The organism is Pseudomonas sp. MWU12-2029, assembly GCF_023242425.1.
Classification (GTDB): domain Bacteria; phylum Pseudomonadota; class Gammaproteobacteria; order Pseudomonadales; family Pseudomonadaceae; genus Aquipseudomonas; species Aquipseudomonas kribbensis.
In genome coordinates, this window is the sequence record NZ_JALJDY010000005.1 from 142,405 (window position 1) to 163,406 (window position 21,002).

Annotated in this window: 17 protein-coding genes; 4 read left to right on the top strand and 13 right to left on the bottom strand. The window is 61.8% G+C overall.

Annotated elements, in window-relative coordinates; genetic code table 11:
• Positions 1-33: 33 nt before the first annotated feature.
• The 3 genes from mapR to M5B44_RS14045 form a co-directional block, all read right to left on the bottom strand.
• Positions 34-1,443, bottom strand: coding sequence for a GntR family transcriptional regulator MpaR (gene mapR / locus M5B44_RS14035; RefSeq protein ID WP_085708224.1), 1,410 nt, complete (start codon positions 1,441-1,443; stop codon positions 34-36).
• An 85-nt stretch (positions 1,444-1,528) separates the two neighbouring features.
• Positions 1,529-2,959: a cytochrome c oxidase accessory protein CcoG gene (gene ccoG, locus M5B44_RS14040; protein ID WP_248739549.1), complete on the bottom strand. Its 1,431-nt coding sequence runs from the start codon at positions 2,957-2,959 to the stop codon at positions 1,529-1,531.
• A gap of 195 nt (positions 2,960-3,154) precedes the next feature.
• The gene (locus tag M5B44_RS14045; protein ID WP_248739550.1) at positions 3,155-3,403 is read right to left on the bottom strand and encodes a DUF3203 family protein; all 249 of its coding nucleotides are present in this window, start codon (positions 3,401-3,403) and stop codon (positions 3,155-3,157) included.
• 123 nt (positions 3,404-3,526) lie between these two features.
• Between M5B44_RS14045 and M5B44_RS14050 the strand changes: the two genes are divergently transcribed.
• Positions 3,527-4,033: an MgtC/SapB family protein gene (locus tag M5B44_RS14050; RefSeq protein ID WP_248739551.1), complete on the top strand. Its 507-nt coding sequence runs from the start codon at positions 3,527-3,529 to the stop codon at positions 4,031-4,033.
• On the opposite strand, the gene M5B44_RS14055 is transcribed toward M5B44_RS14050, so the two are convergent.
• Positions 4,034-4,192: a hypothetical protein gene (locus tag M5B44_RS14055; RefSeq protein ID WP_167443771.1), complete on the bottom strand. Its 159-nt coding sequence runs from the start codon at positions 4,190-4,192 to the stop codon at positions 4,034-4,036. It lies immediately after the preceding gene.
• 218 nt (positions 4,193-4,410) lie between these two features.
• Here M5B44_RS14055 and M5B44_RS14060 point away from each other — a divergent pair, with 218 nt between their 5' ends.
• The 3 genes from M5B44_RS14060 to glgB are packed head-to-tail and all read left to right on the top strand — an operon-like array spanning position 4,411 to position 12,023.
• The gene (locus tag M5B44_RS14060; RefSeq protein ID WP_248739552.1) at positions 4,411-6,408 is read left to right on the top strand and encodes an alpha-1,4-glucan--maltose-1-phosphate maltosyltransferase; all 1,998 of its coding nucleotides are present in this window, start codon (positions 4,411-4,413) and stop codon (positions 6,406-6,408) included.
• A gap of 39 nt (positions 6,409-6,447) precedes the next feature.
• Positions 6,448-9,789, top strand: a complete 3,342-nt coding sequence (gene treS / locus M5B44_RS14065) for a maltose alpha-D-glucosyltransferase (protein ID WP_248739553.1) — start codon at positions 6,448-6,450, stop codon at positions 9,787-9,789.
• A 2-nt stretch (positions 9,790-9,791) separates the two neighbouring features.
• Complete coding sequence (gene glgB, locus M5B44_RS14070; RefSeq protein WP_248739554.1) at positions 9,792-12,023, top strand: 1,4-alpha-glucan branching protein GlgB; 2,232 nt, start codon at positions 9,792-9,794, stop codon at positions 12,021-12,023.
• Positions 12,024-12,075: 52 nt separating this feature from the next.
• Here the strand turns inward: glgB and M5B44_RS14075 are convergent, their stop codons facing one another.
• The 9 genes from M5B44_RS14075 to M5B44_RS14115 all read right to left on the bottom strand — a co-directional run bounded on the left by M5B44_RS14075 (position 12,076) and on the right by M5B44_RS14115 (position 20,975).
• Entirely contained in the window at positions 12,076-13,146 is a 1,071-nt protein-coding gene (locus tag M5B44_RS14075) for an autotransporter outer membrane beta-barrel domain-containing protein (protein WP_248739555.1), read from the bottom strand.
• Positions 13,147-13,576: 430 nt separating this feature from the next.
• Complete coding sequence (locus M5B44_RS14080) at positions 13,577-14,359, bottom strand: endonuclease/exonuclease/phosphatase family protein (RefSeq protein ID WP_248739556.1); 783 nt, start codon at positions 14,357-14,359, stop codon at positions 13,577-13,579.
• 87 nt (positions 14,360-14,446) lie between these two features.
• Entirely contained in the window at positions 14,447-15,208 is a 762-nt protein-coding gene (locus M5B44_RS14085) for a PIG-L deacetylase family protein (RefSeq protein ID WP_085708214.1), read from the bottom strand.
• Between the two features lie 174 nt (positions 15,209-15,382).
• Positions 15,383-16,042, bottom strand: coding sequence for a glycosyltransferase (locus M5B44_RS14090; RefSeq protein WP_248739557.1), 660 nt, complete (start codon positions 16,040-16,042; stop codon positions 15,383-15,385).
• Positions 16,039-16,638 carry a class I SAM-dependent DNA methyltransferase gene (locus M5B44_RS14095; protein WP_248739558.1) on the bottom strand — a complete coding sequence of 200 codons (600 nt, stop codon included), beginning with the start codon at positions 16,636-16,638 and terminating at the stop codon, positions 16,039-16,041. The genes M5B44_RS14090 and M5B44_RS14095 overlap by 4 nt, the downstream gene beginning before the upstream one ends.
• On the bottom strand, positions 16,635-17,393 hold the full coding sequence (locus M5B44_RS14100; protein WP_248739559.1) for a PIG-L deacetylase family protein: 759 nt from the start codon (positions 17,391-17,393) through the stop codon (positions 16,635-16,637). Before M5B44_RS14100 ends, M5B44_RS14095 begins: the two co-directional genes overlap by 4 nt.
• Positions 17,390-18,388, bottom strand: coding sequence for an acyl-CoA dehydrogenase family protein (locus M5B44_RS14105; RefSeq protein WP_248739560.1), 999 nt, complete (start codon positions 18,386-18,388; stop codon positions 17,390-17,392). Before M5B44_RS14105 ends, M5B44_RS14100 begins: the two co-directional genes overlap by 4 nt.
• A gap of 1 nt (position 18,389) precedes the next feature.
• Positions 18,390-20,549 carry a glycogen debranching protein GlgX gene (gene glgX / locus M5B44_RS14110; protein WP_248739561.1) on the bottom strand — a complete coding sequence of 720 codons (2,160 nt, stop codon included), beginning with the start codon at positions 20,547-20,549 and terminating at the stop codon, positions 18,390-18,392.
• 105 nt (positions 20,550-20,654) lie between these two features.
• Positions 20,655-20,975: a DUF2934 domain-containing protein gene (locus M5B44_RS14115; protein ID WP_248739562.1), complete on the bottom strand. Its 321-nt coding sequence runs from the start codon at positions 20,973-20,975 to the stop codon at positions 20,655-20,657.
• Between the last annotated feature and the right edge of the window lie 27 nt (positions 20,976-21,002).

Sequence of the window (21,002 nt, forward strand, 5' to 3'; positions counted from 1 at the left end):
ATCGTTCCCACGCATTGCGTGGGAACGATCGCATCAAAACGACCGCACAATCCGCCCCAACGTCTCCATCGCCTTTTCCGAAGCCTCGGTCCACGGGCTGCCGTAATTCAATCGGATGCAATTTCTGAAGCGCTGGGTCGGCGAGAAAATCGGCCCTGGCGCAATGCTGATGCCCTGCGCCAGTGCCATCTGAAACAACTTCAACGAATCCATCTGCGGTGGCAGTTCCAGCCACAGAAAATACCCGCCCGCCGGTTGGCTCACGCGGGTCTGCGCCGGGAAGTAGCGGGCGATGGCCGCAAGCATCGCGCTTTGCTGTTCTTCCAGGGCGTAGCGCAGTTTGCGCAGGTGACGGTCGTAGCCGCCGTGTTGCAGGTAGTCGGCAATGGCCGCTTGCGCCGGCATCGAGGCGCACAGCGAGGTCATCAGTTTCAGGCGTTCGATCTTCTGCGCGTAGCGTCCGGCGGCGACCCAGCCGATGCGGTAGCCGGGGGCCAGGCTTTTGGCGAACGAGCCGCAATGCATCACCAGACCTTCGGTGTCGAAAGCCTTGGCCGGTTTCGGCGCCTGCTGGCCGTAATAGAGCTCGGCATAGACATCGTCCTCGATCAGTGGCACCTGATGCCGTTTCAGCAGTTCCACCAGTTCCTGTTTCTTGGTCTCGGGCATGGTCGCGCCCATTGGGTTCTGGAAGCTGGTCATGCACCAGCAGGCCTTGATCGGATGACGCTCCAGGGTCTGGGCGAGTACGCCGAGATCGATGCCGTCGCGCGGGTGCACGGGGATTTCCACGGCTTTGAGTTTCAGCCGTTCCAGCACTTGCAGGCTGGCGTAGAACGCCGGGGCCTCGATGGCCACCAGGTCGCCGGGTTCGGTCACCGCTTGCAGGCACAGGTTCAGCGCTTCGAGGGCGCCGTTGGTGATCAGCAGTTCTTCCATCGGCAGCATCAGGCCGCCGACCATGTAGCGCAGGGCGATCTGCCGGCGCAGTTGCGGGTTGCCCGGCGACATGTCGGTGACCACCATGCGCGGGTCCATCTCCCGGGCGGCGCTGGCCAGCGAACGTGACAGGCGTTGCAAAGGGAACAGTTCGGGGCTGGGAAATGCAGAGCCGAACGGCACGGTGCTCGGGTCCTTGATCGATTCCAGTACCGAGAACACCAGTTCACTCACATCGACCTTGGTGGATTCGTTGACCTGACTGCTGATCACCGGCTCCGAGAACGGGCTCGGGGCGTGTGTGTTGACGAAGTAACCGGAGCGCGGCCGGGCGCGGATCAGGCCGCGACGTTCCAGCAGGTAATAGGCCTGGAACACCGTGGACGGACTGACGCCGTAGGTCTGGCTCGCGTAGCGCACCGACGGCACCCGCTGGCCGGGGCCGAGGACGCCGGAGCGGATCAGTTCAGCGATGTCGTCGGCGAATTTTTCGTAGCGTTTCATCGGTGTCCTGCATTGAATGGGATTCGGAAAACGGTTGTGCCAATGGACGCAGCGCCATTGGCACAAAAGGTTGCATCTTAAAGGCTCAGCGATTCATCGGCGCAACAAACCGGCTCTTCGCCACGCTATAAACCTCAGGCTCATCGCTGTCGGCAATCTTGAAGCTCAAGGTCTGCGAGCTGCTGGCCGGGCGTTCCGTGGTCATGGCCACCGACACCGGCACATCGACGATCTCGCCCGGGGCCAGGCTCAGTTCGGTCTTGCCTTGCAGCTGGAAGCCTTCGCCGTCCACCAGCGTCAGGTTGTAGTCCTGACGCTGCTGGGTCTTATTGATGACTTTGAGGGTGTAGATGTTCTCGATCTGGCCCTGACCATTCTCGCGGAACAGTCCACGGTCCTTGGTCACGTCCAGCGACACCATCGGCCGTTCGACCAGCGCCAGGGCGAGGGCGCCGATCATCACCACCAGCACCGCGACGTAGCCGATCAGCCGCGGACGCAGCAGATGCGTCTTGCCACCCTGCAATTCACGCTCGGAGGTGTAACGGATCAGGCCACGGGCGTAATTCATCTTGTCCATGATCGAGTCGCAGGCGTCGATGCACGCCGCGCAGCCGATGCATTCCATTTGCAGGCCGTCGCGGATGTCGATGCCGGTCGGGCAGACTTGCACGCACAACTGGCAGTCGATGCAATCGCCGAGGCCGGCTTCGGCGGGTTTCACGTCGCGTTTGCGTGGGCCACGGTTTTCGCCACGGGCCACGTCGTAGGAAATCGCCAGGGTGTCCTTGTCGAACATCACGCTCTGGAACCGCGCATAAGGGCACATGTGCATGCACACCGCCTCACGCAGCCAGCCGGCGTTGATGTAGGTGGCGGCGGTGAAGAACAGCACCCAGAACAGGCTGACACCGCCGATCTGCAAGGTCAGCAACTCTTCGGCCAACGGACGGATCGGGGTGAAGTAGCCAACGAAAGTCAGGCCGGTCAGCACGCTGATCGCCAGCCAAAGGGTGTGCTTGGCCGCACGCCGCGCCAGTTTGTTCATGCTCCAGGGCGCCGCTTGCAGTTTGATCCGCTGGTTACGTTCACCTTCGGTGATCTTCTCGCACCACATGAAGATCCACGTCCACGAACTCTGCGGGCAGGTGTAGCCACACCACACCCGGCCGGCGAACACGGTAATCGCGAACAGGCCGAACGCGGCGATGATCAGCAGCGCCGACAGCAGAATGAAATCCTGCGGCCAGAAGGTCGCGCCAAAGATGTGGAACTTGCTTTCGGAAAGGTCCCAGAGCACCGCCTGACGCCCGCCCCAGTTCAGCCACACGGTGCCGAAAAACAGCAGGAACAGAAACCCCGCGCCGCTCATGCGCAAGGTGCGGAACAGGCCGGTGAAGCTGCGGGTGAAAATCTGGTTGTCGCTGGTGGCGTGTTTCGCCTTCATTGGGCGCGCCGGTACTTTTTTTATCTGGGGAGATGCTTCTACGGTTCGGACGGGGATTCGTTCGCTCATGGTCGTTCGCTCATCAGCCTCCATCAGGCCAGGGAACTATGAGCGCCGATCTGTTTGCATAACAGACTCAGGTATTTCAATAAAAAGCGTATCAGATGGGTTTTAAAGCCACGCCTGCGACAACTTGAAGCAGTCCGCAGGCCAAGGCGCAGATGCCTATCCCAGACGTCTGCGCCGGTTGTTGATCGAGGTCAGTCAAATCACCGAATCACTGTCGTCGGCCTTCAGGTGTTTGCGCCCATCCCGGGCGCCTGCGACGGTCAATGCGTCAGCTTCGGCTTCGGTGACGTAGATGCGCCGTCCTTCCACTTCGACGAACGACATGGATTTTTCACTATCTGTCCTGACTTCCAGCGTGTCGCAGATCCGGATTTCCTCACCATTTTCAACGGCGAAAAAACAGACTTTCGATTCTGGATTGCTTTCATCGATACGAAGGGGCATGGGGCTGTCCTTTTTCACAGGGGATCTGAACAGTTAGGGTGCGCGGATTAGCGGATCGTTCTACGCAACCGATTAATGGTCGGCGCTGTCCACCCTCTATGACCTCCTGATAAGGACTGCACGATGAACGCCTGGTGGCATGAGGTGTGGGAAACCCTGCAAGCGGAATTCGCCGACATCGGCGATGCATCGCAGCTGACGCGGATCACCGTGCGCCTGCTGATGGCGGCGGTACTGGGCGGGATTCTCGGGTTCGAGCGAGAGCACAAGGGCAAGGCCGCGGGGGTGCGAACGCACATGCTGGTGGCCCTCGGTGCGGCGCTGTTTGTGCTGGTGCCGCAATTGTCCGGCTCACAGGCCGATGCGATGAGCCGGGTGGTGCAAGGAGTGATCGCCGGTATTGGTTTTCTCGGTGCCGGTACGATTCTGAAGAACCACGAAGGCGATGAAGGTCACGTCAAAGGTCTGACCACCGCCGCCGGCCTGTGGATGACCGCTGCCATCGGCGTCGCGGCCGGGTTGGGCCGCGAAGCGACGGCGTTGCTCAGTACGCTGCTCGCGCTGGGCATATTCAGCGTGATGCCAAGGATCGTGAAGCTTTTCGAGAAAGATCACGATGAATCCCAGTGATCAGACAATCACCGGCGGCATGGTCGACGGTGGCTCTTCCTTGGGCGGCGGCGTGGTGCCCGGTGGCTCCTGTTCCGGGATCGGTTGCGGCTCGGTTTCGGGCAGCACCGGTTTGTCTATGTTCGGATCGGGCGTTTCAGCGGGGATCGGAATCGTCATCAGATGAACCTCCGTGTGGCACATGGCGTGAGAAGTGCTTAAGTGGGTTGACCACTTCTGCGCGAAATCGATCCGATTTTGTGGCGGGGCAAATCCCTGTGAACTTTTGTCGCCGAGGTTCGCTCGGAACCTGAGAGCGTTCATGGTCGGGCACAGGTCCGGCCGTGAGTATCGAACAGGCAAACGAGCGTCCTTGGGGCGTTAAGGAGAGATGCTCAATGACTGCTGAAAAACCCTCCGAACAGAGCTACAACCCGCACATCCCGCTGTCGCAGGCGCTGCTGCTGCCGCGCATTGTCATTGAAAACACCCGGCCGACCCTCGATGGCGGGCAGTTTGCCGTCAAGGCTGTGGTCGGGCGCGAGATCGTGGTCACCAGCAAGATCTTCGCCGACGGTCACGACAAACTCGCGGTGCGCATCCGCTGGCGCGAGGAAGGCGAGGAAGTCTGGCAAAGCGAAGTCATGACCGATCAGGGCAACAATGGTTGGGAAGGCCGGTTCCGGCCCGGGCGCATGGGCCGCTATCTGTACCTGATCGAAGCCTGGATCGACCAGTTCGCCAGTTTTCAGTACGAACTGGAGAAGAAACACCTGGCCGCCGTCCCCGTCAGCCTGGAGCTGCAAGAAGGTCGCACCATGGTGCAGCAAGCCGCCGAACGCAGCGAAGGCCAACTCAGCGAACGGCTGGCGGCGCTGCACCATGAATTGTCCGGCCTGCTCGAAACCGAGCAGGTCGCGTTGTTTCTGCACTCGCAGAGTGCGCATCTGATGGCCGAGGCCGATCACCGCCCGTATCTGAGCATCAGCCCGGAGTTTCCGCTGGACGTTGAACGTGAACTCGCCGAGTTCGCCAGTTGGTATGAGCTGTTTCCCCGCTCGATCACCGACGATCCCGCCCACCACGGCACGTTCAACGATGTGCACTCGCGGTTGCCGATGATTCAGGACATGGGCTTCGATGTGTTGTATTTCACGCCGATTCATCCGATCGGTCGCAGCCATCGCAAGGGCCGCAACAATTCCCTGACCGCCGGGCCCGACGATCCCGGCAGCCCTTACGCAATTGGCAGCGAAGAGGGCGGGCACGAAGCGATTCATTCGCAGCTCGGCACCCGCGAGGATTTTCGCCGACTGGCGGCGGCGGCCGCTGAGCATGGTCTGGAGATCGCCCTCGATTTCGCCATCCAGTGTTCCCAGGATCACCCGTGGCTCAAGCAGCATCCGGGTTGGTTCAACTGGCGGCCGGACGGCACGATCAAATACGCGGAGAACCCGCCGAAGAAATATCAGGACATCGTCAACGTCGACTTCTATGCGCCGGAAGCGATTCCGAGCCTGTGGGTCGAGCTGCGGGACATCGTCGTCGGCTGGGTCGAGGAGGGCGTGAAGATCTTCCGCGTCGACAACCCGCACACCAAACCGCTGCCGTTCTGGCAATGGCTGATCGCCGACGTACGCACGTTGCACCCCGAAGTGATCTTCCTCGCCGAGGCCTTCACCACCCCGGCGATGATGGCGCGGCTGGGCAAGGTCGGTTACACCCAGAGCTACACCTATTTCACCTGGCGCAATACCAAGGCCGAACTGGCAAGCTATTTCAGCGAACTCAACGAATCACCGTGGCGCGAATGCTACCGGCCGAATTTCTTCGTCAACACCCCGGACATCAACCCGGCGTTCCTGCATGAGTCGGGACGTCCCGGGTTTCTCATCCGTGCGGCGCTGGCGACCATGGGCTCGGGCCTGTGGGGTATGTATTCGGGGTTCGAACTGTGCGAATCGGCGCCGGTGCCGGGCAAGGAGGAATACCTTGATTCCGAGAAGTACGAGATCCGCGTCCGCGACTTCAACCAGCCCGGCAACATCATTGCCGAGATCGCCCAGCTCAACCGCATCCGCCGGCAGAACCCGGCGCTGCACAGTCATCTGGGCCTGAAAATCTATAACGCCTGGAACGACAACATTCTGTATTTCGGCAAGCGCAGCGCCGATGGCAGCAATTTCATTCTGGTGGCCGTCAGCCTTGATCCACATCACCCGCAGGAGGCGAATTTTGAACTGCCGCTGTGGGAAATGGGCTTGCCGGACGACGCCACCACCCACGGCGAAGACCTTATGAATGGCCATCGCTGGGACTGGCACGGCAAGTACCAGTTCATGCGGATCGACCCGGCTTTTCAGCCGTTCGGGATCTGGCGCATCACCGCAGCCTGATCCGGGCCGACGCATTCATGCATTGAACAGGAGTTTCACATGGCGAAGAAACCCAAGTCAGCCACATTCATCAAGGACCCGCTCTGGTACAAGGATGCGGTGATTTATCAGGTTCACGTCAAATCCTTTTTCGACTCCAACAATGACGGAATCGGCGATTTTCCCGGCCTGATCGCCAAACTCGATTACATCGCAGAACTCGGCGTCAATACCATCTGGCTGTTGCCGTTCTATCCCTCGCCACGCCGTGACGACGGTTACGATATCGCCGAGTACCGTGGCGTACACAGCGATTACGGGACCATGGCCGACGCCAAACGCTTCATCGCCGAGGCGCACAAACGGGGTTTGCGGGTCATTACCGAGCTGGTCATCAACCACACTTCGGATCAGCACCCGTGGTTCCAGCGGGCGCGCAAGGCCAAACCCGGTTCGGCGGCCCGCGACTTTTATGTGTGGTCGGATGACGACCAGAAATACGACGGCACGCGGATCATTTTCCTCGACACCGAAAAGTCCAACTGGACCTGGGACCCGGTGGCCGGTCAGTACTTCTGGCACCGTTTCTATTCGCACCAGCCGGACCTCAATTTCGACAACCCGCAAGTCATGAAAGCCGTGCTGTCGGTGATGCGCTATTGGCTGGACATGGGCATCGACGGTCTGCGGCTGGACGCGATTCCGTACCTGATCGAACGCGACGGCACCAACAACGAAAACCTGCCGGAGACCCACGACGTTCTCAAGCAGATCCGTGCAGAAATCGACGCCAATTACCCGGACCGCATGCTGCTGGCCGAGGCCAACCAATGGCCGGAAGACACCCAGTTGTACTTCGGCGACACCGACGCCGAAGGCGTGAATGGCGACGAATGCCACATGGCATTCCACTTCCCGCTGATGCCGCGCATGTACATGGCGCTGGCTCAGGAAGATCGCTTCCCGATCACCGACATCCTGCGCCAGACCCCGGAGATCCCGGCCAATTGCCAATGGGCGATCTTTCTGCGCAACCACGATGAACTGACGCTGGAGATGGTCACCGACAAGGAGCGCGATTACCTCTGGAACTACTACGCCGCCGACCGTCGTGCGCGGATCAACCTCGGCATCCGCCGGCGTTTGGCGCCGCTGATGGAGCGCGACCGTCGGCGCATCGAACTGCTCAACAGTCTGTTGCTGTCGATGCCCGGCACGCCGACCCTGTATTACGGCGATGAGATCGGCATGGGCGACAATATCTATCTGGGTGACCGCGACGGTGTGCGCACGCCGATGCAATGGTCTATCGACCGTAACGGCGGCTTTTCCCGGGCCGATCCGGCCAGTCTGGTGCTGCCGCCGATCATGGACCCGCAGTACGGCTTTCAGTCGGTCAACGTCGAAACCCAGGCCGGCGATCCGCATTCGCTGCTGAACTGGACCCGTCGCCTGTTGACGGTGCGCAAGCAATCCAAGGCGTTCGGTCGCGGCACCTTGAAAATGCTCTCGCCGGCCAACCGCCGCGTGCTGGCCTACACCCGCGAATACACCGGGCCGGACGGCAAGCACGAAATCATCCTGTGTGTGGCCAACGTTTCGCGCAGCGCCCAGGCGGTGGAGCTGGACCTGTCGGCCTACGTCGGCATGGTGCCGGTGGAGATGCTTGGCGGTAATGCGTTTCCGCCCATCGGTCAGCTGAATTTTCTGCTGACTCTGGCGCCTTACGGTTTCTACTGGTTCGGCCTCGCGGCGGAGAACCAGATGCCGAGCTGGCACGTCGAGCCGGCGCAGAGCCTGCCGGACTTCACCACGCTGGTGCTGAAAAAACGCATGGAAGAACTGCTCGAAGCGCCATCACGGGTCACCCTGGAACAGGCCATCCTGCCGAACTGGTTGCAGAACCGCCGCTGGTTCGCCGGCAAGGACGCGGCCATCGAGCACGTCCGGCTGGCCTACGGTGTGCGTTTCGGCGACGCGCAGCATCCGGTGCTGCTCAGCGAGATCGAAGTCAGCAGCGGCGGGCAGACCAGCCGTTACCAACTGCCGTTCGGCTTTATCTCGGAAGATCAGGTCGGGCCGGCCTTGCCGCAGCAACTGGCGTTGTCCCGTGTGCGCCGGGTTCGGCAGGTCGGTCTGATTACCGATGCGTTCAGTCTCGAAGCGTTTATTCGTGCGGTATTACAAGGCATGCAAAGTGGCACGGTGCTGGACTCCAGCGATGGTGAAATCCGTTTCGAAGCCACGCCGCAGCTCGACAAACTTGGCCTTGGTGCCGAATCCGAAGTGCGCTACCTGTCCGCCGAGCAATCCAACAGTTCGGTGGTGATCGGCAACAGTCTGGTGCTTAAGCTGATCCGCAAAGTCGCTTCTGGCGTACACCCGGAACTGGAGATGAGCGCTTACCTGACCGCTGCCGGATTTGCCAATATCTCCCCGCTGCTCGGTTCGGTGATTCGCCGTGACGGGCAGGGCGAGGACAACCTGCTGATGATTGCCCAGGGCTACCTGAGCAACCAGGGCGATGCCTGGGAATGGACGCAGAACAACCTCGAACGGGCATTGCGCGATGAGCTGGCGGACGCCGTGTCCGAACAGTCGCAGCACTACAACGCTCTCGGCGAACTGAAGGATTTTGCCGGCATGCTCGGGCAGCGTCTGGGGGAAATGCATCAGGTACTGGCGGCGCCCACCGACAACCCGGACTTCGCGCCGCAGGTCAGTTCGGCCAAGGATGCGCAAGCCACCGGCAAGGACGTGGGCGCTCAGGTCGAGCACGCGCTCAAGCTGCTCAAGCAGCATCAAAGCGATCTCGATGCGACGGATCAGAAGCTTGTCGCTCGTCTGCTCGACCACAAGAAAACCATCCTCGCCCATGTGCAGGAACTGGCGAAAAAATCCGCCGGCGGTTTGCGCATCCGCGTCCATGGCGATCTGCATCTGGGGCAAGTGCTGGTGATCAAGGGCGATGCGTACCTGATCGACTTCGAAGGCGAACCGGCGCGGCCACTGGCCGAGCGTCGTGGCAAGCACAGCCCGTACAAGGATGTCAGCGGTGTGCTGCGTTCCTTCGATTACGCGGCCGCGATGACCATCAACGTGCACAACGTCGATAACAGTCCCGAGGCCGAAGCGGCGCGTCGACGGGTTGCCGAGCGTTATCTGCGTGAGGCCCGCGAGGCATTTGTCGAGGCATATCAGCGAGCGGCAGCTAGTCTTGATCATGCCTGGCAGGATCCTGAAGGTGCCGACGCCGCACTGGCGTTGTTCGGTCTGGAGAAAGCGGCCTACGAAGTGGCCTATGAAGCCGAAAATCGCCCCACCTGGCTGCCCGTGCCGTTGCACGGTCTGTATGGGTTATTGACGGGGCTGGAACCCTTTTCCGATCTTGGTGGAGAGTAGTCATGAGTTTCTCGAACAAGGAACAGGGTCACGCTAAAGAGCGTTTGCTGCCCGGGGCCAGGGACATCGATGCCCTGGTGCGCGCAGAACATCAGGACCCGTTTTCCATTCTCGGGCCCCACGGCGATGGCGCCGGCGGGCAGTTCATCCGGGCGTATCTGCCCGGCGCATTGAGTGTCTCGGTGCTGGACAAGGACAGCGGCGAAGAGCGCGGCCCGCTGGATGCGACCGAGACCCCCGGTCTGTTCGTCGGGCATTTCGGATCGGCGCGGCCTTATCTGTTGCGTACGCGTTGGGCCGGTGGCGAACAGGTTGCGGAAGATCCCTACAGCTTTGGCCAGTTGCTCGGTGAAATGGATCTGTATCTGTTCGCTGAAGGCAATCACCGCGACCTCAGCAGTTGCCTCGGTGCACAGTTGAAAACCGTGGATGGCGTCGACGGCGTACGTTTCGCCGTGTGGGCGCCGAATGCCCGCCGGGTGTCGGTGGTCGGCGATTTCAACGTCTGGGACGGGCGCCGGCATCCGATGCGGCTGCGCCATCCGTCCGGGGTCTGGGAGCTGTTCATCCCGCGCCTGCAGGCTGGCGATCTGTACAAATACGAAATCCTCGGCGCCCACGGCATCCTGCCGCTCAAGGCCGACCCGATGGCGCTGGCCACCAGCCTGCCGCCGGACACCGCGTCGAAAGTCGCCTCGCCGTTGCAGGTCGACTGGCAGGATCAGGACTGGATGACCGGCCGCCGCGAGCGCCAGCAACACAATGCGCCGCTGTCGATCTATGAGCTGCATGCCGGATCCTGGCAGTGCGAGCTGGACGATCTGGGTGAAGTGGCCCGTCAGTACACCTGGCCGGAATTGGCTGAGCGACTGATTCCCTACGTCAAAGAACTGGGCTTCACCCACATTGAACTGATGCCGATCATGGAGCACCCGTTCGGTGGCTCCTGGGGTTATCAGTTGCTGTCGCAGTTCGCCCCGAGTGCGCGCTACGGCACGCCGGACGAGTTCGCGGCGTTCGTCAACGCCTGCCATCAGGCGGATATCGGGGTGATTCTCGACTGGGTGCCGGCGCATTTTCCGACCGATACCCACGGTCTGGCGCAGTTCGACGGCACCGCGCTGTATGAGTACGGCAACCCGCTGGAAGGCTTTCATCAGGACTGGGACACGTTGATCTACAACCTCGGCCGCACCGAAGTGCACGGCTACATGCTGGCGTCGGCACTGCACTGGCTGAAGCATTTCCATGTCGACGGACTGCGAGTCGATGCGGTGGCGTCGATGCTGTATCGCGACTATTCACGCAAGGCCGGGGAGTGGGTGCCCAATCGCCATGGCGGACGGGAGAATCTGGAAGCCATCGACTTCCTCCGTCACCTGAACGATGTGGTGGCGCTGGAAGCACCGGGCGCGCTGGTGATCGCCGAGGAATCCACGGCCTGGCCCGGCGTCAGTCAAAGCACTCAGCAGGGCGGCCTCGGCTTTGCCTACAAATGGAACATGGGCTGGATGCACGATTCGTTGCATTACATCCAGCAGGATCCGGTGTACCGCGCCCATCATCACAACGAGTTGAGTTTCGGTCTGGTGTACGCCTGGTCCGAGCGTTTCATCCTGCCGATCTCCCACGACGAAGTAGTACACGGCAAGCATTCGCTGATCGACAAGATGCCCGGCGACCGCTGGCAGAAGTTCGCCAACTTGCGGGCCTATCTGAGTTTCATGTGGACCCATCCGGGCAAGAAACTGCTGTTCATGGGCTGCGAGTTCGGGCAGTGGCGCGAGTGGAATCACGATCAGCAGTTGGACTGGTATCTGCTGCAGTATTCCGAGCACAAAGGTGTGCAGAAACTGGTTGGCGATCTGAATCGGTTGTACCGCGAAGAGCCGGCGCTGCACGAGCAGGACGATGCACCGCAGGGGTTCCAGTGGTTGATCGGTGACGATGCGATCAACAGCGTCTATGCGTGGCTGCGCTGGAGCAAGGAGGGGGCGCCGGTGCTGGTGGTGGCCAACTTCACACCTGTGCCGCGTCAGTCGTACCGGGTGGGCGTGCCGTTTGCCGGGCGCTGGAAGGAGCTGCTCAACAGTGATGCCGACACCTATGCCGGTTCCAACTATGGCAATGGCGGCGGGGCGTTCACTGAAGACGTGGCCAGTCATGGTCAGGCCTTGTCGCTGGAGTTGAATCTGCCGCCGCTGGCGGTGTTGATCCTCAAGCCCGAGGGTTGAGGATGAACCTGCGGGAGCAAACGGCTTGCTCCCGCAGGGCAGCCGGGCGTCCTTACCAGCGCATCCGCACCCCCAGACTGCCGATCAACCCGTTCAGATCATTGTCATCCACATCACTGCTGTAGTCGGCACTGACGTACAGACTCACGGTCGGCGTGACCTTCGCCACCAGGCCCAGCCCGAGTTCCACCGTCGAAGACTTGCGGCTGCTGCTGATCTTGTCCACCTGATCGAGCGTCACCGCGTTGCCGGTGTACACCGTGTGCCAGAGGTTGGTGCGCACGTAGGGCTCGACCGGCAGACCGCTCAGGTCGTAGCTGCCTTTCAGGCGGGCCCCGACCCGGCCGCTCCAGGACGAAATGTCAGTCGATGAAGCGTTACCCGAGCCCGCGTAAGGCGTGTCGAGGGTGATGCGCTGATTGATCAACTGCGCCTGGGGCTCGACTACCCAGTTTTCGCTCAGGCCGATCGGGAAACCGCCTTCCACCGAAAGGGTCATCGCGCTGCCTTCCGTGGCCAGGCGCGCGCCCTGTTCATTGCGGCTGAAACCACTGACCCGGCCACCACTGGCCGACAGATCCACGTGCCAGCCTGCGGAACCCGTGAGGCTGTAATAGGCGCCGAGGCTCTGGCCCTGCAGATTGAGGGTATCGGTAGTCGGGTCGGCGAGGGCGCGGTTGGCGATCAGGCCGCTGCCGTTGCCCTGGATCTGATTCAGGCCGCCGATCAGGCCGATGCGCTGAATCTGGCCGCCGCTACCATGCAAGGTCAGCACGGCCGGCCCTTTGACTTCCCCCGAGCCGGGCACCGCAAACCCGGTGCCGAGGATTTCGGTCTGTGCCAGACGAGAGGGCTGTCCGTAAAGCTGATCCCAGTCCGAGGGGGCGAGATCCTCGGTGAGCAAATGCGTGCCGCGCAGGTCAGGACGCGGGCTCAGGCGTTGCGAATCGGGCGTGATGACGGTCGCGGGCAGCGTCAGGATCGGCACGTCCTGGCGATACCAGGGCGTAGTCTCATCCGCCACAGGACCCGCCTGCGCCTCCATGGATGAGCAGAGCAAGATAGAACTAGAAACGGTGCAAAAGGTGATTTTGATCTCATGTGGGGTGAGTGAAGTTTTCATGAAGGTCTACCTTGCTAGCGCATGCGGTATCTCGCCTTGGCGTCTCTCCTACCCCGAACGAGGGGCGACCGAATGGAGCGAGGCGAACCTGGGGCAGCCCGTTTCACGAGTGTCCGAAGGCTCGCCCCGAGTAGTGATTCCGGGGGTAGTAAGGTAGAGCTAAGAAGACTGCCGACATTGCGTCAAGAAAATGGACGATGAGCGGTATGGCTAAATCAGAGATCACAAGCGTTTGTTTTTCTGCACATATCTAAGTTGTTGTTTGCAGGGGTAAACAGGCCTTGAGCCGCGAGACAGAGCGTTTGCTTAGCCTGCTATCGGCCTGCCAACTGATGCGATTGCCTCTGTTTCCTGCCAGGCCACGCAGCTCATTACTGTCAATATTGCTACTGCAGTCGGCGCTGGCGTAAACACTCACTGCGCAGTCGAACTACAAATGCACTTCGACCGCCAACGGCAGATGATCCGACAAATGCGTCCATGGCTTGCTGCCAAGAATCTGCGGGTCATGACTGCTGGCATTGCGCAGGTAGACCCGGTCCAGCCGCAGCAACGGAAAGCGCGCAGGGTAGGTCTTGGCCGGCCGCCCGTGATGGCGCTCGAACGCTTCGTGCAGGTAGTCGCGACGGGCGAGGGCAAGGTTGCCTTGCATCTGCCAGTCATTGAAGTCGCCGGCGATGATCACCGGTGCATCGTCCGGCAGGGATTCGAGCAACTGGCAGAGCAGTTGCAGCTGCAATTGCCGGTGGCTTTCCAGCAGGCTCAGGTGCACGCAGATGGCGTGCACCTCGGCATGCCCCGGCACGTCCAGTATGCAATGCAGCAGGCCCCGTCGTTCGGGGCCGGTGATCGACACGTCGAGGTTGCGGTATTCGCGGATCGGGTACTTCGACAGCAGTGCATTGCCGTGGTGGCCGTCGGGGTAGACGGCGTTGCGCCCGTAAGCGAAATCGCTCCACATGCTATCGGCGAGAAACTCGTATTGCGAGGTTTGCGGCCACTCGTTGTAGCGGTTCGAGTGCCGTTCGTGTTCGCCCACCACTTCCTGAAGAAACACCAGATCGGCGCTGGTGCTGCGTACCGCTTCACGCAGCTCCGGGAGGATGAAACGCCGATTGAGTGCGGTGAAACCCTTGTGTGTATTGACCGTCAACACCCGCAGGCGATGAATGGCGGACACGTCGATGGCATGACGCTTGGGATCGCTGGACACGGTCACTCCTATGAATCATGACTGCCTCTTCTTGCGACTGATCCGGGCGCGGGCAGTTCACATTGAGTGACTGCCCGCGCCCGCCCATCAGTCAACGAAGACAATTTCATAAGGCAGACGCATGCGCTCCAGAATAGCCTTGGGCAACAGCGGCGCAATGCCGATGGCCGGCTCGCCGTTCAACTGACTTGCGTAGGCGTGCGTGGCGTGGCTCTTGCGTGCGACGGTCCAGGTGTCGAGGCGCAGCTTGCGGGCGCGGTGCCACGGGATCTGTGCCTGATCACGTTCCGGCCAGTGCCAGGCCCAGACCGGCACATCGTGGTACGTGGCGCCGGCCTGTCGGGCGGCTTTGGCGCTGGCCCGGCCGACCACTTCATGATCGGCGCTGCCGTCCTCGCACCAGGTGCTGAACACCACATCGCCGGGGCGCAGGTAGCGGGAAATGAACTCCGTCAGCTGGGTTTCCTGATCGAGCAGGGCATTGTCGGTGAAACCGCCGCGCACCCATTTCAGGCTGTGCATCGGCAGGCCCAGACGGCGCAGGGCCTCGACGCTTTCCTGGGGGCGGAACACGCTCAGGCGTTTTTCTGACCACTGGCGCGAGCCGGGGTGACTGGCGCTGCCGTCGGTGATCGAGAGCAATTGCAGGGGATGGCCGAGGGCCGACAACAGTTGCAGCAGGCCGCCGCAGGTCACCACTTCATCGCCGGGATGGGGCGCAATGACCACCGCACGGGCACCGGGCGGCACGAGGCTGTGGGTGTTGATGACCGGAATATTGTCGAGTTGCGCGGCGCTGTTCCATATTTGCGCCGGCAGGCCGCTTTCGTTGAGAGATAACGGTTTCATGGGGCAGGACGTCCTTGTTGTGTCTGGCCTTCAGTCGCACACGACCACGCATGTACGACCCCTGAAGACTGGTTGATTACCCGGCAGCGCTCCGAACCCTGGATTGCCGCGATGCAGAGTATTGCTCAAGAAGGACGGTTCGTCGCGTCGCAGATCAATCTGCTCCGCTTTTTTTTATTCAGTCTGTGCCAAGTGTCGCAGATAGTCGCCAAAACCACCGCGCGCTCGACTGTCCAGGCGTGCGCTGGTAATGACCTGCGGGCGATGACTCCAGGCGATGCTGGCCCCGCAACGCTCCAGTTGCCGGACCAGTTGTACGTCCTCGTCACAGGGCAACGGCTCGAAACCTCCGGCGCGGACGTAGGCTTGCGCACTGACACCCAGATTGGCGCCATGGATGTGCCGGTGACCTTCGCAGGCCTGGTAATCACGGTGATAGCGAATCTGCGCCGCTTCATCGAACGATTCATGCCAGCGTTCGACCGTCACCGTGCCGCATACGGCATCCATGCCCAGCCCCAGTTGTGCCACCAGCCAGTCTTCGGCGACTCGGCTGTCGGCGTCCGAGGACGAAATCCAGCGCGCACCGCGTTCAAGCAGTTGTTGTGCGCCAATGGCGCGAGCCTGCCCGACATTGCGCGCGTCGATGTTCAGCGCCAGCACCGGGTACTGGCTGACGATGTGCGCCGAACGATCGGTGCAACTGTCGAGCACCACCAGGATTTCCACCGGTTCACCCGCCAGCAAAGGATGTTCACCCGCGCGCAGGGCGGCGCAGAGGCAGTCATCGAGCCAGTCTTCTTCGTTGTGGGCAGGAATCAGGATGCCAATCATCGCAAACCCTCCAGTGCGGCCACCGAGCGGGGCTCGCGACTCCAGACCTCCAGCAGGAAATCCGCTTCCTGATGCAGGACCAGTCGCGGCAGATGCAAGTGCTCATGGATCAGGTCGTGGACCTGGCGGGCATTGAGCGGGCAACCTTCGATAGGCGGTCGCCAGTGACAGGCGAGCAATTGCCCGTCTGCCGTCAGTGAATCGCTGACGTGGCGGATGACCTCTGTCAGATCCTGTCGATCGAGGTAGTAGCCGATTTCGCTGAAGACGATCAGGTCGAACTTTTCCTCAGGCCAGTCGCCAGGCAGACGACCGTGACGCACCTCGGTGTGGTCGAACAGGCTCAGTCGGGCACGCGCCAGATTGACCGCAGCGGTGGACGTGTCGCAGCACACCAATCGATCGCAGCGCTCGGCCAGTGCCGCACTCAGTTCACCGTTGGCGCATCCCGGTTCAAAGATTGCCCGGTAGTGCGGGCGGGGCAGGGCCGCCAGGGTCACGAGGCGCTTGCGCTGCTCGTACCAGCGCTGGCGGAATCCCCAGGGGTCGTTATTGCCCGCGAACAGGCCTTCGAAGTAGCGATTCTCGACACTCACAGGAAGACCACCTCGAACGGTTGCAGCAGTCGATCGATGACATAGGGCGCGAGCACCGGTGGCAGGCCCGCGTCGGGATCGCCCTCCAGTTGGCTGGCAAACGCATGCACCGCATGACGCTTGCGCGCGACCTGAGCGGGGCTGAGCAGAATCTTGCGCGCCCGTTCCCAGGGCACGATGGCGTCTTCGGGGGTTGCCCAGTGCCAGGTCCAGACCGGCAGTTCGTGGCAAATCGCACCGACGCGCCGGGCCGCTTCGATGCTGGCGCGGCCGACGGCTTCATGGTCGCTGTGGCCGTCCTCGCGCCAGGTGGTGAAGATCACGTCGTCGGGTTGCAGGTAGTGGGTCAGGTATTCACACAGCATCGACTCCCGCGCGGCGACTTGCGTGTCGGGGAAGCCGCCGCGCAACCATTGCAACTTATGCATGGGCAGGCCGAGGCGGCGCAGGGCTTCGGCGGATTCCTGCGGGCGCACCACGCTCAGGCGTTCCACCGGCCAGCGATCCGAGCCGGGATGACTGGCGCTGCCATCCGTGACCGAAATCAGTTGAAGTGTGCGCCCCGCCGCAGCGAGCAGCTGCAGCAGTCCGCCGCATCCCAGGACCTCGTCGTCCGGGTGTGGAGCAATCACAACGGCCCTCGATCCCGGCGGCACCAGGTCGAGGATGTCGATGCAGTCCAACGCCGCCAGATGCCGTGAGCCCTGCCATTCATGCAGGGAGGTTCCCTCGCCGACGATCGGGTTGCGTTTCATAGGGCCCAGCTCGCGCGCGGTTGCTGCGCTATCAGTTGGCCCAGTGCCGCCAGATCCCGTTCGGCGTGGCTCTGGCGCAGGTAAACCGGCAGGTCGGCCGCCAGGCGGGCAAAGTGCGGATCCTTGCAGAACGGCCCCGCCCCCAGTGCACGACCGGTCTCGCGGATGACCTGTTCGGCGGTAGCTTCGACCACGGCGCGAACGCGGCGGGCCAGCAGTTCGGCGCAGGCGTGGGGATCGCTGTCGATGTCCAGAGCACTGACACGCAGCACTTGAGACGCGGCGTGCAAGGCGCTGTCGACGGCGCCGAGACTGGCCAGCGCGTGAGGCTCTTCATGTCGTGCACACTGCTGGCGCAAGCGCTCGGCGATCTCTTTCGCGGCGCCGTACCAGCACGCGGCAATCGCGATCCCGCCGTGCCAGAATCCCGGACGTTGCAGGTAGTCGCCAGGGTCGCCGATCGCCTGGGCCTCCACATCATCGAACAGCACCTCGACGCTGCCGGTGGTGGCCATGCCGACCGCTTGCCAGCCCTGGTCGGTTACGCGTACACCCGGTTGATCGAGCGCCACGGCCACCAGTTGCTGTCGATCCTCCTCATCCCACGCCGTGAGCAGGGCATGACTGAGCACCGCCGCCCCGGAGCACCAGGCCTTGCGCCCGTTCAACCGCACCAGTTGCCCCGAACGGCTGACCCGTACTCGCGCCTGCGGTGGTTCGGCCGCCCACATACCCCACGTACTGTCGGGTGTCGGTGTGCCGCCGAGCTGCTCGATGATCGCCAAGGCATCGGTATGACCTTCGTAGAGTTTGCACAAACCCAGATCATGCCCGCCGACTTCGGACAGCCGTTGCCAGCGCTCCAGCGTGCGACCGCTCCCGGGCAACGGCAGTCGGTCCAGTCCGGCCTCGACCATTTCCCGAAGGCACCGCCCCAGCGCTGCGCTATCCCGGTAGTCCGGCGTGTGACGCGAGAAATAGTCCGAAAGATCCATCTCAGTCTTCCTCGTCGCGTTGCAGTTCGAACAACAGCAGCGAGCGTCCGGTGACCGAATATTGATGGCCGAAATCGAAGCGTTCCTGACCCCGGATTGACGGTTGATTGGTGTCGACCATGCAAGTCCAGAAACTGCCTTCAGGCACTTCCGGCAACGTGAAGTTGACGATGTCGTGATGGGCGTTGACCACCAGCAACAACGTCGCGTCGGCGCCCTTGCGGCGGATGCCGGTTTCCTGTGCGCGACCATCGAGCAGCATGCCCAGGCAGCGGTTGTGCGCATCGTGCCAGTGCTCGGTGGTCATCTCCGTGGCGTCCGGTGCCAGCCAGGTCACGTCCTTGACCCCGATGTCTTCGTTGTATTCGCCCACCAGAAACCGCCCGCGACGCAGGATCGGATAGGTCAGGCGCAGCTTGATCAGGCGTTTGACGAATTTCAGCAGCGCCTTGCCGTCCTCGCTCAGGTCCCAGTTGACCCAGCCGATCTCGCTGTCCTGGCAATAGGCGTTGTTGTTGCCGTCCTGGGTGCGGGCGAATTCGTCGCCGGCAACGATCATCGGCGTGCCTTGGGCCAGCAGCAGAGTGGCAAAGAAGTTGCGCATCTGCCGGTGACGCAGCGCATTGATTTCCGGATCGTCGGTGGGCCCTTCGACGCCGTGGTTCCAGGACAGATTGTTGTTGCTGCCGTCCTGATTATTCTCGTCGTTGGCTTCGTTGTGCTTGTCGTTGTAGGACACCAGATCGTTGAGGGTGAAACCGTCGTGGGCGGTGACGAAATTCACCGACGAATAAGGGCGTCGGCCACGCTGGTTGAACATCTCGCCGGAAGCGGTCATGCGGCTGGCGAAGTCGGCGAGCTGGCCGTCATCGCCTTTCCAGAACGCACGCACGGTGTCGCGGAATTTGTCGTTCCATTCGACCCAGCCCGGCGGGAAGTTGCCGACCTGATAGCCGCCGGGTCCGCAGTCCCATGGCTCCGCGATCATTTTCACCTGACGCAGCACCGGGTCCTGACGGCAGGCGACGAGGAAGCTGTGGCGTTCGTCGAAACCGTCGTGATAGCGCCCGAGGATGGTCGCCAGATCGAAGCGGAAACCGTCGACGTGCATTTCGCTGGCCCAGTAGCGCAACGAATCGGTGACCATCTGCAACACGCACGGGTGACTAAGATCCAGGGTGTTGCCAGTGCCGGAATCGTTGATATAGAAGCGCTTGTCGTCCGGCATCAACCGGTAGTACGAGGCGTTGTCGATCCCGCGCATCGACAGGGTCGGGCCCTGTTCGTTGCCTTCGGCGGTGTGGTTGTAGACCACGTCGAGGATCACTTCGAGATTGGCTTCGTGCAGGTGCGCGACCATCTCCTTGAACTCGGCGATCTTGCCGCTGGCCAGGTAGCGCGGGTCCGGGGCGAAGAAGGCGATGCTGTTGTAGCCCCAGTAATTGGTCATGCCCTTGTGCAACAGGTGCTGGTCGTTGACGAAGGCGTGGATCGGCAGCAGCTCCACGGTGGATACGCCGAGTTTGCGGATGTGTTCCAGCACATCATCGACCATCAGCCCGGCAAACGTGCCGCGCACGTTATCCGGCACGGCGGGGTGACGCATGCTGATGCCGCGCACATGAGTCTCGTAAATGATGGTTTTGTCCCACGGTACGCTGACACGGTGGTCGTTGCCCCAGGTGTGCGCCGGGTCGATGACCTTGCATTTGGGAACGAACGGCGCGCTGTCGCGCTCGTCGAAACTGAGGTCGGCATCCGGGTGGCCGATGGTGTAGCCGAACAGCGCTTCGGACCACTTCAACTGGCCGACCAGTTGCTTGGCGTAGGGGTCGATCAGCAACTTGTTGTGGTTGAAGCGGTGGCCGTTGGCCGGATCGTAGGGACCGTAGACCCGGTAGCCATAGATCAGCCCCGGATGGGCGTCGGGCAAATAGCCGTGGAAAATCTCGTCGGTATATTCCGGCAGTTCGATGCGTTCGAGTTCGACTTCGCCGGCATCGTCGAAAATGCACAGTTCGACGCGGGTGGCGTTGGCGGAAAACAGCGCAAAGTTCACCCCCAGCCCATCCCAGGTGGCACCGAGCGGGAAGGGCAGACCCTCGCGGATTCGCGTGGGTTCGGCATGTGCGGCGGGCTCGGCTTTCTTTGGACGGGTCATAGGTGCTCCTGCAAATCGGGGGTGGGCATTTTCAAAGGGCGAGTGAGCCCGCTGTGGCGAGCGAACCCGCCACACGGCCATTCAGTTCAACGGTTGGAAAAAGCCTTAGATGGCCGGGGGCTTGCGCGGGGCGCGGGGCTTTTTCTCGGCGGCTTTTTCGCCCGGGGGAATCACTTTGGCGGCGCTGGCTGGCTTGGCTTTTGTCGTTGTGGCTTTGGGCTTGGCCGTCGTTGCCTTGGGGGCAGCGGCCTTGCTGCTCGCCGTTTTGCCAGCAGTAGCCTTCGGCGATTTCTTCGGAGCCAGTGCTTCGGCTTCGGCCAGTTTGCGCGCCATCTCCCAGTGGCGTGATTCCTGGCCTTCGGGTTTTCCTTCCGATTCCCAGATCTGATAGGCGAATTCGCGGATGCGTTTATCGTCGGTACTCATCGCAATGCTCCTGAACTGAACTCATGC

What these genes read in the sequence shown, in the direction of transcription:
- mapR (WP_085708224.1), bottom strand. Translation starts at nt 1,443, where the DNA reads ATGAAACGCTACGAAAAATTCGCCGACGACATCGCTGAACTGATCCGC.
- M5B44_RS14085 (WP_085708214.1), bottom strand. Translation starts at nt 15,208, where the DNA reads ATGAAACCGTTATCTCTCAACGAAAGCGGCCTGCCGGCGCAAATATGG.
- M5B44_RS14115 (WP_248739562.1), bottom strand. Translation starts at nt 20,975, where the DNA reads ATGAGTACCGACGATAAACGCATCCGCGAATTCGCCTATCAGATCTGG.
- glgB (WP_248739554.1), top strand. Translation starts at nt 9,792, where the DNA reads ATGAGTTTCTCGAACAAGGAACAGGGTCACGCTAAAGAGCGTTTGCTG.
- M5B44_RS14060 (WP_248739552.1), top strand. Translation starts at nt 4,411, where the DNA reads ATGACTGCTGAAAAACCCTCCGAACAGAGCTACAACCCGCACATCCCG.
- ccoG (WP_248739549.1), bottom strand. Translation starts at nt 2,959, where the DNA reads ATGAGCGAACGAATCCCCGTCCGAACCGTAGAAGCATCTCCCCAGATA.
- M5B44_RS14105 (WP_248739560.1), bottom strand. Translation starts at nt 18,388, where the DNA reads ATGGATCTTTCGGACTATTTCTCGCGTCACACGCCGGACTACCGGGAT.
- treS (WP_248739553.1), top strand. Translation starts at nt 6,448, where the DNA reads ATGGCGAAGAAACCCAAGTCAGCCACATTCATCAAGGACCCGCTCTGG.
- M5B44_RS14075 (WP_248739555.1), bottom strand. Translation starts at nt 13,146, where the DNA reads ATGAAAACTTCACTCACCCCACATGAGATCAAAATCACCTTTTGCACC.
- M5B44_RS14045 (WP_248739550.1), bottom strand. Translation starts at nt 3,403, where the DNA reads ATGCCCCTTCGTATCGATGAAAGCAATCCAGAATCGAAAGTCTGTTTT.
- M5B44_RS14055 (WP_167443771.1), bottom strand. Translation starts at nt 4,192, where the DNA reads ATGACGATTCCGATCCCCGCTGAAACGCCCGATCCGAACATAGACAAA.
- M5B44_RS14050 (WP_248739551.1), top strand. Translation starts at nt 3,527, where the DNA reads ATGAACGCCTGGTGGCATGAGGTGTGGGAAACCCTGCAAGCGGAATTC.
- M5B44_RS14100 (WP_248739559.1), bottom strand. Translation starts at nt 17,393, where the DNA reads ATGAAACGCAACCCGATCGTCGGCGAGGGAACCTCCCTGCATGAATGG.
- M5B44_RS14090 (WP_248739557.1), bottom strand. Translation starts at nt 16,042, where the DNA reads ATGATTGGCATCCTGATTCCTGCCCACAACGAAGAAGACTGGCTCGAT.
- glgX (WP_248739561.1), bottom strand. Translation starts at nt 20,549, where the DNA reads ATGACCCGTCCAAAGAAAGCCGAGCCCGCCGCACATGCCGAACCCACG.